The sequence below is a fragment of the uncultured Algibacter sp. genome (assembly GCF_947487605.1).
In the GTDB taxonomy this organism is placed as follows: domain Bacteria; phylum Bacteroidota; class Bacteroidia; order Flavobacteriales; family Flavobacteriaceae; genus Algibacter_D.
On the sequence record NZ_CANKXK010000085.1, the window covers coordinates 1 to 239 of the forward strand.

1 rRNA gene is annotated in these 239 nt (G+C 36.8%); it reads left to right on the forward strand.

The annotated features are described in order from the left end of the window. Positions 1-164 precede the first annotated feature (164 nt). A 5S ribosomal RNA gene (rrf, locus tag Q0739_RS15035) occupies positions 165-239 on the forward strand; the annotation flags it as partial.

Sequence of the window (239 nt, forward strand, 5' to 3'; positions counted from 1 at the left end):
AGTAGTACTAATAACCCATAGGCTTATTGTACGCCTGTTTTTTTAGAGTACAAATAATTATTACAAACCATGTTCTTTATTCAATATGTTAAGATATTTGTTTATCCCATGTGATAAACGCTGAATGCTAACGACAACTATGTCAATAGCAAGCAGCTATAACTTAAGGTGGTTATAGCGATGGGGCTCACCTCTTACCATTCCGAACAGAGAAGTTAAGCCCATTAGCGCCGATGGTA